The sequence below is a fragment of the Glutamicibacter sp. PAEs-4 genome (assembly GCF_051161755.1).
GTDB lineage: Bacteria > Actinomycetota > Actinomycetes > Actinomycetales > Micrococcaceae > Glutamicibacter > Glutamicibacter nicotianae.
In genome coordinates this window covers 3169235-3181374 of sequence record NZ_CP195017.1, presented here as the reverse complement: position 1 = coordinate 3181374, position 12140 = coordinate 3169235, and the positions used below count along the sequence as shown (strand labels likewise).

At 55.3% G+C, this 12140-nt stretch carries 7 protein-coding genes; 5 read left to right on the top strand and 2 right to left on the bottom strand.

Features of this window, described 5'->3' with window-relative positions; genetic code table 11:
• Window positions 1-53: 53 nt before the first annotated feature.
• Window positions 54-2363 carry an AAA family ATPase gene (locus ACR9WD_RS14985; protein ID WP_143181080.1) on the top strand — a complete coding sequence of 770 codons (2310 nt, stop codon included), beginning with the start codon at window positions 54-56 and terminating at the stop codon, window positions 2361-2363.
• Between the two features lie 13 nt (window positions 2364-2376).
• Complete coding sequence (locus tag ACR9WD_RS14980) at window positions 2377-3567, top strand: McrC family protein (RefSeq protein ID WP_434922365.1); 1191 nt, start codon at window positions 2377-2379, stop codon at window positions 3565-3567.
• A gap of 385 nt (window positions 3568-3952) precedes the next feature.
• Here the strand turns inward: ACR9WD_RS14980 and ACR9WD_RS14975 are convergent, their stop codons facing one another.
• A complete protein-coding gene (locus tag ACR9WD_RS14975) occupies window positions 3953-4930 on the bottom strand; it encodes a hypothetical protein (protein WP_073706987.1) in 978 nt (325 codons plus the stop codon).
• Window positions 4931-6056: 1126 nt separating this feature from the next.
• Window positions 6057-6722 carry a hypothetical protein gene (locus ACR9WD_RS14970; RefSeq protein ID WP_434922364.1) on the bottom strand — a complete coding sequence of 222 codons (666 nt, stop codon included), beginning with the start codon at window positions 6720-6722 and terminating at the stop codon, window positions 6057-6059.
• A gap of 164 nt (window positions 6723-6886) precedes the next feature.
• Here ACR9WD_RS14970 and ACR9WD_RS14965 point away from each other — a divergent pair, with 164 nt between their 5' ends.
• From ACR9WD_RS14965 to ACR9WD_RS14955, 3 genes are all read left to right on the top strand, one after another.
• A complete protein-coding gene (locus tag ACR9WD_RS14965; protein WP_190264130.1) occupies window positions 6887-10039 on the top strand; it encodes a DUF3427 domain-containing protein in 3153 nt (1050 codons plus the stop codon).
• A gap of 74 nt (window positions 10040-10113) precedes the next feature.
• The gene (locus tag ACR9WD_RS14960) at window positions 10114-11211 is read left to right on the top strand and encodes a nucleoside hydrolase (RefSeq protein ID WP_434922363.1); all 1098 of its coding nucleotides are present in this window, start codon (window positions 10114-10116) and stop codon (window positions 11209-11211) included.
• A gap of 116 nt (window positions 11212-11327) precedes the next feature.
• The gene (locus ACR9WD_RS14955; RefSeq protein WP_434922362.1) at window positions 11328-12134 is read left to right on the top strand and encodes an ECF transporter S component; all 807 of its coding nucleotides are present in this window, start codon (window positions 11328-11330) and stop codon (window positions 12132-12134) included.
• The last annotated feature ends 6 nt before the right edge of the window (window positions 12135-12140 follow it).

Here is a 12140-nt window from a genome sequence, read left to right as displayed (position 1 = left end):
CCATATAGTGTTTCTCAAGACCGCAGCGCCAAGCTAGTAACCAGGGAGACATCTTGAATGAGTTCAGTGCCGATGAATCGATGATGACGAACCGAAGGGGGCCCGCGCCAGAACTGGAATCAGCTGGCCAAATGATCCTCGAACGAGGCCTGCGTGGTGAACCTTCTCCATTCTGGAACCAGACGACGTGGACTGAACACAACGCGACGGAACTGCTCCGCAGGACTTTCGACAACTATGACGGTGGCACGGGCAATTTCTTGGTCAAGCTGCAAGCCCAGCTGGAAGGGGCCGAAACCGCCGTTATTGTTCTGGCTGCCGAGCTGATGACCCTCACTCAGCTGCCGCTCGTCAATGTTAGGAGTGATACCAAGCAGGACCACATCGAATTGATTCTGTCTTGGGTGAATGCCGATACGCAGATACCTGATGAAATCCTCAAGGGGATGAAATCTTCTGGGGCTTTCAACGGCGGGCGGGGCTACAGCAGCCGGAAATGGCATAATTTCGTTTGGCTTGCCCGCTTCGTGCTGCAGGTGCGTGCGCAGCCCCAAAAAGTATTGGAAGAAGCTCTGGCTGGCCCGGATGCATTCGGCGCAATCACCGACGCGGTGGACGATCGGATACAAGGTGTCCGTTTTGCGGTCGAATACATGATGTGGCCGAACTTCTTCGAACCGGTGGTTAGCCAGAACCATCGAAAATTACTTCTCGAGGCATACGCCTGGGAAATTGGCGGTCAAAGTGGCTCGGATCAACGATCAATTGCCAACGATCTTGCTGCTATCCACAAGATCCACAATTCCAAGGCAGGCCACCGTGTTGATTGGTATGGAGAACTATTCATCAACGACTGGCTGAGGAAGTCGTCGACGAAGGCAGGACAGAGGGCCTGGCTGGTTCGGCAACAGCAGGGGAGCCAGCAGCTCTTAGACGACTGGTTGGATCGCGGGGAGATCTCTCTGCAGGCGACTCACCTCGGCGAAGTGGAACCGGGAAGTACTTTGCCACAGATTCAGCGCGCCGTGGAATTGGGGTATGACCACGTTGATTATGCGGAACGGAAGCAAAGCGCCCACGCATTCCACCGATTCCTGACCTTGATGGGGGTGGGGGACGTGGTATTCACCCGTCGCGGTGATGAACTATTTGTTGGAATCGTTGAGTCCGAAGTCCGTTTTGTTGCTGACGAGCCGGCGCATCTGGCCTGCGACGTGGACTGGCAACTAGTAGAACTCCCTGCTGACCGTGCAGGTAAGCTCGTCCTTGGAATTTTTGACGAACGGGGACCGTTTGTTGACGCGACGGCGGCACTATCTGACTTGACGGTTTTTCTCTCCGAAACCGGCGAAGCGGAAGAATCCGAGGAACCTGAAATCCCGATTGCACAAGAGCCCGCCACGCAACCTGAACTCCTGTCCGAGATTGACCAGACGTTTGCCGCTTCAATCCACATCGAGAGGGATCAGCTGCAAGAGGTCGTGGAGATGTTGCGTACTCGCAGACAAATTGTTCTTTATGGCCCACCGGGAACGGGAAAGACCTTCCTCGCGGGCAAACTTGCCAGGTTTTTGGCGACGGGGGAACACTCTGACCATGTCCAGGTCGTCCAGTTTCACCCTTCCTACGCCTATGAAGACTTCTTTGAAGGCTATCGTCCGTCTGCCGCCGACAACGGCCAATTGGGATTTGCTTTGGAGCCTGGACCACTGCGACGCATTGCGGCAGAAGCATCAGCAGAGGGGAACCGGAACAAGCCTTTCTTCTTGATAATTGATGAGATGAATCGCGGCAATCTGGCCAAGATCTTCGGCGAGCTTTACTTCCTGCTTGAATACCGAGACCAGAGCATCAACCTTCAATACAGTCCCGGATCGACATTTAAGCTTCCACCGAATCTATTCATCATTGGAACAATGAATACCGCGGATCGATCGGTAGCGATGATCGATGCGGCCATCCGCCGTCGTTTCGCCTTCATTGAGTTGCATCCCCAGGATGGCCTAATTGAGGGAATGCTCGATCGATTCCTTCAGGCTACGGGGCAACCTTCGTTGCGGGCTGATCTGCTCAGGGCGTTGAACTTGGAAATCGAAGGAACGGACCGTGATTTGATGATCGGTCCGTCGTACTTCATGGGGAATCATGCCGAGAGTGATGTTGGCTTGGAACGGATCTGGAAGTACGAACTCTTGCCCTTGCTGGAGGAACACTACTTTGGACGATTCAGTCGAGACGAAGTACGCAGTCGGTTCGGTCTGTCCAGCATCCGCAAGAAAGCCAGGAAGCTCGTCGCGAGCGATGAAGACCGCGAAGTTTCTGCCGTCGAGTCGACAGTAGTAATTGAAGAAGGCTTGAGCTGACGTGTGTACACCCATGACATTTCACGAGCTCGAAACCACACCTCGATCCGTGGAACTAAGCGAGGACGACGCTGAAATGCTGCGGGCCTCGAAGTTGGTTAATGTTTCTCGTGCCTGGTGCGGCGGCTGGGACATCAGCCCGACGGGAATGGTGGGCGCCGTGCAGGTGGGGGAACTGCTGATTGAGGTTCGTCCCAAAGATAAGGTGGGCCTGAGTCGGCTGATGTTCATGCTCGGCTACGCTGCTGACCCGGGCTTTAGTGAAGCGGACACGGACGCGGTGGAGGAACCAGATTTTTTTGCGGCGATCGCACATTCTTTTGCACGACAATGCGAGAGAGCCCTGCAACGCGGGCCGCTCTCTAGCTACGTCACCGTGGAGGAGTCACTGCGAGTGCTTCGTGGCAAGATCCGTGTTGGAGACCAGATCTCACGACACCTTGGACTTCCCATTCCGTTGGAAGTCACCTTTGACGATTTCACGAAGGACATCGCCGAGAACCGGATACTTCGGACCGCAATAAGAATCGTTCTCGATCTTAACGCGGTGCCTCCTGCGGTGCGGGAACGTCTCTCGCGTTTGGACCGGAACCTCGATGGTGTGAAACTTCTCCCTCGGGTTGCTCCATGGCCGCAATGGCAAGAAAGTAGGGCCAACGCCCAATATATTCCGGCGCTTCGTATGGCCGCCCTGATCCGTGATGGACTATCTGTAGAGTCGGGCAAGGGACGCAGCAGGATGAGCTCATTTGCGGTGGACATGGCGAAGGTATTTGAAGATTTCGTGACGACAGCGATAAAGGAGTCCATGCGTTTCTTCCCGGGGACTGTTCACGCTCAGTTCGAAGCTCATTTGGATGAGCCCAGACAAGGGGAAAGACCACGTACGACCATGTACGTTGATGCCGTCTATTGCGAGGCTGGCATACCCCGGGTTGTATTCGACGCCAAATACAAAGCTTCACAGTTCGGTAGCTACTCAAACGCAGATGAGTACCAGATGCTTGCGTACTGCACTGCTTTGGACGTGCCGAGGGCATGGTTGCTTTATGCAGGTGCTGGAAGCCCCAGAATCGTGAAAGTCAGAAATACAAACAAGGAAATCGTGCACTTTCCGTTGGACCTGTCATTGAGTCCAGAACGGCTGTTGGAGCGGGTGCAGAATGTCGCTAACTTGGCCCATGCTCGAAAAAATTCTGTATAAGTCACACACTTTTCCATGACGTCGTGGTCAGTATCTTGGTGGCGCAACTCTTCGAGACCTTCCCAAGGCTTGCGATTGGGAGTCGCAAATCGAAAATTACAAGAAGGCCGAGAACTGACGTGGCGGACTCTACCGACCGTTTACCTGATCGCCTAGACAATCGGCGAGTAGGGACCGGCGGTCGTCGACGAAAGCCAGCTGCATGCCGGTCCGGGGATCCGCATCCGGGACGCGCTAGACATGCTCAATCGATGACCAGCAGGCGCGCAGTCCACCACGGATCTAACGCAGAGCCCTCAGCCGCAACGGGAGCCGGCGCCACGAGGTTTGAATGGCCGCCGTATGGGGGAAATAGCCGAGGAAAAGGTCGGCCAGTAACGCCATGTTATTCAATTGGGGCTGACAGTTCCTTGAATTCAGGGAACCAAACTCGGATCATTGCATCACGGCGACCGCCCGAAAGCTTCAGGTGACCGGAAGCTTCGTCCAGAAGATCCATAAGATCATCGAAGCTTTCCGTATCCGTGACGTACCGAGGCGAAAATCCTGATCGCTTCAGGACCCTCATCCCCTTGCTTCTCTGCTGAGTTACCTGCCCCATTCTCGATTCTTCGTCGTTTACAAAGACCACGCCGCTGTCGATTTTGATCGGTGGATAAATGTACATATCGTCGCAGAATATGACGATGTCTCCACACTTGTACGCGTCGTCGGCGTTCTCGATTTGCATGACGTCAAGGTTGAAGCCGGTGGGTCTCGTTGTGCCGGTGAGGATCTCGTCCTGCTCTTCTTCCGTTAGGTCTGCGTCGTACCTCGTCACCAAATACACGTTCTCGACCGCCCATGGGAAGCCTGTAACCAGTGGCTTCGACGTGTTGACTCCGGTGATTCCGGATATTGCTTTCCCTTCTTTGTACAGACGCTTGAGATCTGCCAGCTTCTCCTGGGTTATTTTCATTCCATGGTCATCGATCTCGCGGAGAACAAACTCCTTGACGCTTCTACGATTTTTTATGCTGTCAGTAACGATGATGGCTTCAGAGGATCGCGCAGAGCTTGCGGAGGCATTGGCTGATCCGACGATAGCGTGCTTGTCTGTCGCAATTACTTTGGCATGAAGGCGTTCTGAGCTGTAAACCTTGACGCCTCGGTCGATGTATCGCTCGATTGCGAATGGGCTGGTGGCTCGTGAAGATACATTGTTGGCCCGTGCATTGACCAGCAGTACATCGCCAGCCTTGAGTGGTAGTCGGTCCGGTGCGTCGTTCCCCAGGAATGCAATCGCGGCGTGAATCTTGCCGGAGCCGTCAACAATTTCGGTGATGTGCGGCCAAACATCTTCTGAGTAGAAATCCATTTTCATGGTTTCTATCCAAGCACCTGGAACGGCATGTTCGTGCACCGACTTACGTTGTAGCCGGAATTCTTAGCTGGCCGCGGGATGGCCTGCGATACGGTCCGTCCAGCGGCATTACCCGGATGTTGCGCGCCTGACCAGTATGGGGAAATGACATTCATCGGCTCGGTCAGCGACGCGGTCGTTATTCGCATGTTCGGAAGCAGTCAGGCCGCTGATCGCTGTATCGTCAGGAACTAGCGGTCTTCGAGGAGACTCCCGAAGAGTCTCTGGGACGGCACCTTGGCTTTAGGGTACTTGAGGCCCACGGTTTCGCGGGCGAATTGCGACGGGCTAACTTCCAACCAGCGGTTTTGATCCACGTCACCTCCATACTTTATGCCCCTCGTATCGCGTAGACACCATTTCGCTTTAGTAACCTTGCTTCTCGCTCTGAAGATAACCACATGGTCACATTTGGTGCCTACTGGCCACCATAGATCTGGTGGCTCGAAAGCTTGCCGATCCATGTGTCTTCCTCACAATCGTCCAAGCTGCGATTCGAGCCGACTCGACCCGCCGCCCAGTCCTGTCGATGTGGCTAAGAATTGCCATAACTTCTCGGGGGAACGGCAAACGAAAGTTCTCTCCGAGTTGCCCGGTGCTCTAGTGGATTATCTGTTGGTGCTCATCCATTGAAATGATTTCAGCGCCCTCGAAATCGGACCGAAGCTGCTGGACTCGACTTGGAGGTAGAGGAGATTCGAGACTTGCTGCAGGCGCCAGTTCGGCGCCCGGCAAAACGAAATGGCCATCGTGCGGCAGCGTGACCAATCCTGGGATCGGAACAGGCGTCAGTTGATATTCTGTCCGTGCAGGCCGGCTTATGGTTACTTACGCAAGATGGTGTAGATTCTATGGTTGACATTGATCTGAAGCGGCTCGTCGCTCTTCCGCAGTCTTCGCATGTACGCAGCGCCCACTCCAATAGTTCCGGAACGAGACCCATTGGGCCGCCAAAGGACATCGACGTGCACACCATCGAGGACGACCTGGAGCTTGGTAGTCACATCAGGAAATGCATGTTTGGCTTCGAAAGGAATACGAAGTTCGCTCCGCATGCGGTCCTTGTCTGTCACTGGTTGCGACTGGACTATTGATTCGGCAGACGAACCATCAATGGGTTCTGTGTAACCAACGATTGACGCTGATTACGCGGGACCTTGTAGTTCGACAAGCCATGGCGCTTATGGAGGCCGTTGCCTACGTCGATATTGGCAAATGGTGCCACCCTCTCATTATCAAACAGATGACGGCGATGCCCGGGATCGATGCTGGTGGCAAAGGCAGCGAGCATGGACTGTTCACGAGTCGAGACCTCGTCGCAAGATGCGAAATGCACGTACAACTGATCAAGACTTTCAAGAGTCTTTAACCACCAGCCACCAGCGTGTGGTGCGCGAGCGCCCAACTTGGTCGAGTAGTACTGTCCAACTCGGGTCCGGATTGAAGTGCCAGCCATGCCGATGTAGAGGACTGGTTCGTTAGGGATCCAGAAGCGTCCAATCCGTTCGGTCAATGTGCTTGGCGTCGCGAGAACGCCATCAACGGATGTCCTGGGACAGACTGACAATAGATCGGTGTAGGCCGACGCCGAAGGAACATAAATATCTCTGTTCACGCGTGTGGCCTCCGCATCGACGGACCAACTGACACAGTAAACACCCGGAACGTTTGGAAGAGCCAGCTCGCCCCATTGGACCACGCCGGATGGATTTAGATCTGCAGCGGCAAAGAGCTTGCGAATAGATAGTGGCACGTTGATAATTTATCGCAAGATTCCTGCCTCGCGGTCTAATCTCGATCGTAACTACTGCAGTTTCACTCCTATCCAGTTGAAACAGTGCTAACGGGGAGTGCAATAGCCACGGAGTGCAATCTTCAGTGCCGCAAATCGTCCTATGAGTCGAGTAACCTGGCAACATGGACATCGGGGAAGAGCTAAATACGTTCGACTTGGGTGAAGGAATCTTCGAGATTCTTATTACCGACCACCTAGCAGGGCGACTTCAGGCATTGTCCGGCTACAAGCGGACAGTGGAACCGATTGTTCCCGAGAACGCCCCGGGTGAACTGGCCCGCTTTCTTGGGCGCGCGATTGAGAAGCGGTTGGGCGCGCTAACGCCGGATCAAATGATTGACCTGTCCAACCAGATACTTGACATGGTTGGTCATTCACAGGATGTTCTACCGGGCCCGAAAAAACTTTTGGAGTTGCAACGCGACGATGCAATTCGGATGCGGTCATTCAAACGACCGCAGACCTCGCTAAGCTCGGCTGCCCTACTCACGAATAGCCGCGAAGACCCGCAACTGGCTGCCGAGCTGAGAGCCGAGTTATCTTCGGCCGATCGAGTCGATCTGCTGTGTGCCTTCATCAAATGGGAAGGTCTGCGGTTGCTTTCCGATTCGCTGGAGACACTCAAGGATTACGGCATTCCGATCCGGGTCATCACCACAACATATATGGGTGCCACCCAACGTCACGCAATCGACGAATTGGTTCGCCGTTTCGGTGCCGAAGTTCGCATTAACTACGAGACCAATGCGACCCGGCTTCACGCCAAGGCCTGGATGTTCCACCGGAATTCAGGGTTTGACACTGCATACGTTGGAAGCTCCAACCTGAGCCGACCGGCACTGCTCGACGGCCTTGAATGGAATGTTCGACTCTCTGGCGTGGCAACTCCAAGTCTGTTGCAAAAATTCTCGATGACCTTCGACAGCTATTGGGAGGACGACGCCTTCGTTCCATACGATCCCGATACTGACGCAGAGCGACTTGACGCTGCACTGAAACGGGCGGGCGGAACGACGGCGGAACGAATGCTCGGATCCACCGGGCTGGAAGTGCTTCCGCTGCTGCACCAAAAGGAAATGCTCGAAGAACTCGAAGCCGCCCGCACAAACCGCAACGAGCACCGAAACCTGGTGGTTGCTGCAACGGGGACCGGCAAGACCGTACTCGCGGCGCTGGATTACGAGCGACTGTGCGAAGCTGCTGGCCGGGACCTTACCCTTTTATTCGTGGCTCACCGCAAGGAGATCCTAGAGCAATCGCTCAAAACGTATCGCAAGGTACTGGGGAAGGGCTCCTTTGGCGAGATGTTCGTGGATGGACAAAAACCGGAAGCCTGGAAGCACGTGTTCGCCAGTATCCAGTCCTTAGCCGCTTTCGGACTTTCCAGGATCGACCCGCAGGCATTCGATGTGGTGGTGATCGATGAATTCCACCATGCCGAAGCATCTTCATACCGCAAGCTCATTGAGCACCTGAAGCCCATCGAACTGCTGGGACTCACTGCAACACCCGAACGTGGCGACGGCGTCAATGTGGCTGACACCTACTTCGGCGGTCGAATTGCCGCGGAACTGCGCCTGTGGGATGCCTTGGACGCAGACCTCCTGGTTCCTTTCCACTATTTCGGGGTGGCAGACGACGTCGACCTCACCGCAATCGAATGGAAGCGCGGTTCCTACGACCTGGAACAGCTGAGTAATGTTTACACAGGTAATGACATGCGCGCACTGAAGATCATCAACGAACTGCGCGACAAGGTGGTCAGCACGTCCGCGATGCGTGCACTGGGTTTCTGTGTCTCGGTCCAACACGCGCATTACATGGCCAAGGTTTTCAACGAGGCAGGAATCCCTTCGGTAGCGGTGTCCGGAATTTCAAGCACCGAGGAACGCGAGGGAGCGCTAGCCAAACTACGTGCCCGTGAACTGAACTGCATCTTTGCCGTCGATCTTTTTAACGAGGGCCTCGACGTTCCGGAGATCGACACCATTCTTTTGCTACGTCCCACTCAGAGTTCCACGATCTTCCTGCAACAGCTCGGCCGTGGACTCCGGCGCGCAGACGACAAGGCAGTACTTACGGTATTGGACTTCATCGGCCAACAACGTCGGGAGTTCCGTTTCGATGTGAAGTTTCGTGCCTTGCTGGATGTTCCGCGCAAAAAATTGGAGCACATCATTGATGACGGTGCGCCCGGACTTCCCTCGGGGTGCCAGCTAATGCTCGACCGCGTGGCGCGCACGATCGTGTTAGAGAACATTCGATCTCAGTTAAAGCTCAACAAGCCGGCATTGGTAAATGAAATTAAGTCGCATGGGCTGACTGCCATGGACGACTACCTCGCCGCGTCCGGACGAGATGTCAAAGATATTTACCGCAAAACGGGAGATTCGTGGACTGAATTGGTTCGTCGAGCAGGACTGATCTCATCGCGTTCTCCTTGGGAAGAAGAGCTGAACCGAATCGGTGTCGACCAACTAAATGAAGAACATGAACTTCTTAAACGGGTAACTCGTTTCCTCCATGTTGACGATGCAGAGCGCGCTGATGCGTACTCGGCGCTGCTTTCAACTAGCGCCCCACGTTATGCCGACTTGGAACCGCGAGTGCAAATATTTGCTCGGATGCTGTTCTATACCTTCTGGGATAACGGTGGCGGGTTTGAAACCTACGACCAGGGACTAGATCGCATTCGTGCAAACGGATACCTGGTTGAAGAGCTGCGAGCTGCCTTTGCGAGAGGTGTGGACCGCGGAGCGCACGCACCAAGGGGACTCCCGCTCGGACTGCAGCATATCCCGCTGTATTCGCATGCCACATACTGGCGCTCTGAGATTCTAGCAGCACTTGAATACGGATCGTTGGAACTTGGCAAGGGAGTCAACCACCGTGAAGGGGTCGCATGGTGTTCACAGGCAAATACCGACGCGCTCTTCGTAACGCTGGACAAGGACGAATCCGTCCACAATCCAAATACCCTATACAAGGACTATGCGATCAGCCCGCAATTATTTCACTGGGAATCACAGAACGCCACCAGCCCAACCAGCCCTACCGGCAAACGCTACTTGAACCGCAAAGAGCATGCTTCGCATATCTTGCTTTTCACCAGAGACGCCGCGAGGGACATTGACGGGCTGGTATTGCCGTTCACATGCTTGGGCACAGTCGATTATGTGAAACACGAAGGTTCCAAACCCATCGCCATCACGTGGAAGTTGCATCGAGAGATGCCGGTCAGCGTATTCACATCAGCGAATGCAGTTGCTCGTTGAGAATGTGGCGGTTATTTCCATGACAGTGAGAACTATCTGCTTAGATCTTTGCAGTGAGGAAGATGAGGAATGACGTGCCGGGAAAGCTCGAAATTGCAGACGAGGCCTACCAACGGCCGTCGAGTCGACTCCTGATCGACTGCGACACCGGGATAGATGATGCCTTGGCGCTGGCGTACCTCTCCTCGCTCGACCATATTCGGATAGAAGCTGTCACCTGTACTCCGGGCAACATCGATGTCGGGCAGGTCGCAGCGAATAATCGTGCCTTGCTTACGCTCTGCGCAAAGTCGGACATTCCAGTGCTCATTGGTGCGCGCGAACCGCTAGAAATTCCTTTGGTGACTACGCCGGAAACTCATGGTCCGCAAGGCGTTGGCTACGCGACCCTTCCAGACCCAATGTACCCAGAGCCCATGGCTCTCGACGCCATCGATTATTGGATCGAAGCTGCAAGGGGCAACCCGGGCGAACTGACTGTCCTCCTCACCGCGCCACTGACCAACTTCGCCCTTGCGCTTCGCCGCGAACCACGACTTCCCTGGTTGCTGCGCAGGGTAGTAATCATGGGCGGTGCCTTCTACTACCAGGGCAACACCACGCCTACGGCCGAATGGAACACTCACGTGGACCCGCATGCCGCAAAGGAAGTCTTTGCTGCGTACACTGCTGCCGCTGAAGAAGGATTGGATTCCTCGAAATTGCCGATTGTCTGCTCTTTGGACACTACGGAGCGCTTTGAAATGCAGCCCGACTTTCTGAAAAAGCTCTCCAGTGAATCTGGATGCGCTGAACCGGAAATTGTCCAGGCTAGCGATCCAGAAGGGACATTAAGCAAGTCCTCGAATCCACTGGTGCGCTATCTCTCCGACGCCCTGCGTTTCTACTTCGAATTCCATCGCCAATACGACCAAGGTTACATCGCTCACGTGCACGACTTCTTTGCCGCTGGCGTTGCCGCCGGCACGCTGGACTACGAGACCCGCCCCGCAACGGTGGACGTAGAAACAGATTCACCATTGCTCTTTGGTACGACAGTGGCTGACTTCCGCGGGCTGTGGGGCAAACCGGCGAATGCACAAGTGGTCGTGGCAAATAATCCCGAGGCGGGATTTGACGAGCTGGTCCAACGACTCGGCGCGCTGGCAAGAAAACTCAATGAGAATTCCTGAGCGCAAGCAGGTGGGCTAGACTCGTCTACCGGGTCGAGGTGACATAGACCCGCCATTCGCGCGTTGCGGGAGCAATCCTGCGCGCAATTAACTCGTATCCCCAGGATTGCCTCATCATGTCACCGAATCTTCTCTTGCCCGAAGCATCGCCGACCCAGCTCCTGCGCCGCCGGGTGCTCGGCGCCGCTGGAACCCTGCTTCTCGTTGGAACCTACCTGTTTCTGGTCATCACCCAACCAACGGGAATCGTCGAAGGGCTGGGCCAGGGAGTTGCTCTGGCAACTTTCGCCTCCTACCTGATCGCTGCCATCCTGCTGCTGCTCGCAGTCCTGCCGGATCTGCCAGTTTCTGCCCTGACGCTGATCCCGGTCGCCCTGGCACTGAACATCATCCTGGGCCAATTCGTCGGATCCGTCATGGTCCCGCTCTACCTGGATTCCATCGGCACCGTATTGGTGGGCTTCCTGGCCGGACGCCGTGCCGGAGCCGCCACCGGTGTGCTCAGCACGCTGATCTGGTCGCTGTTTGCACCTACCGTATTGCCATTCGCAGCCGGAGCCGCGCTGGTCGGTTTCCTTGCCGGAACTGCCGCCCGCTACGGCGCCTTGCGCCGGCCATACCTTGCCCCAATCGCAGGTCTGGTTTCCGGCGTCTTGGTTGGCGTTATCTCATCCCCAGTGGCTGCCTTCGTCTACGGAGGAACCTCGGGAGTCGGTACCGGCGCCGTGGTTGCGGCCTTCCGCTCCATGGGTGATTCGCTGCTCTCCGCGGTTACCAAGCAGGCCCTGATCTCGGATCCGGGAGATAAGGCCATAGTCTTCCTCATCGCGGCACTGCTGGTCTTCGCCCTGCCGAAGCGCCTGAGCGGTTCCTTCGAATTCATCCGCCGCTACAAAGTGTTGGGCAAGAGCGGAAATAAGTAGTACACC

What these genes read in the sequence shown, in the direction of transcription:
- ACR9WD_RS14980 (WP_434922365.1), top strand. Translation starts at nt 2,377, where the DNA reads ATGACATTTCACGAGCTCGAAACCACACCTCGATCCGTGGAACTAAGC.
- ACR9WD_RS14975 (WP_073706987.1), bottom strand. Translation starts at nt 4,930, where the DNA reads ATGAAAATGGATTTCTACTCAGAAGATGTTTGGCCGCACATCACCGAA.
- ACR9WD_RS14965 (WP_190264130.1), top strand. Translation starts at nt 6,887, where the DNA reads ATGGACATCGGGGAAGAGCTAAATACGTTCGACTTGGGTGAAGGAATC.
- ACR9WD_RS14955 (WP_434922362.1), top strand. Translation starts at nt 11,328, where the DNA reads ATGTCACCGAATCTTCTCTTGCCCGAAGCATCGCCGACCCAGCTCCTG.